Raw genomic sequence first — 379 nt, forward strand, 5'->3', positions numbered from 1 at the left:
TGTAGTAGCTGACGATGGACGACACCGGCAATGCGGACGTGAAGCGCGAGATGCGCATGGGCAGGCCGTTGTAGAGCATGTCCTTGGCCACCCACTCGCTCTGCGCGCCCTCGGGCTCGGGAATGTCCGGCCAGGACGCGGCCAGCGCAGGCCAGGCGAACAGCAGCGCGGCCAGTGCCGCCAGCAGGTCAACGCGACGGCGCATAGGCAGGCAACTTGTCGACAGGCACCACGTCGGGCGCGATGTAACCGGGATCAAGCCTGCTCAGCGTCCCGATCATCGGGATGCCGGAGAGGCCGTCAAACGCCTCGGCGATGCCCGCCATGTGCTGGGATGGCACCAGTGGCTTGACCTGCGCGATCACCGAGCGTGACGAGT

2 protein-coding genes are annotated in these 379 nt (G+C 66.8%); both read right to left on the minus strand.

Annotated elements, in window-relative coordinates; all coding sequences use genetic code 11:
- Positions 1-205, minus strand: a 205-nt coding sequence (locus tag D7X55_RS42740; protein ID WP_199747525.1) for a hypothetical protein, incomplete at its 3' end; no start/stop codon positions are given.
- Positions 189-379, minus strand: a 191-nt coding sequence (locus D7X55_RS42745; RefSeq protein ID WP_233610504.1) for a hypothetical protein, incomplete at its 5' end; no start/stop codon positions are given. The genes D7X55_RS42745 and D7X55_RS42740, both read right to left, overlap by 17 nt.

Origin of the sequence: Corallococcus sp. AB049A, assembly GCF_003668885.1 — a bacterium.
GTDB lineage: Bacteria > Myxococcota > Myxococcia > Myxococcales > Myxococcaceae > Corallococcus > Corallococcus interemptor.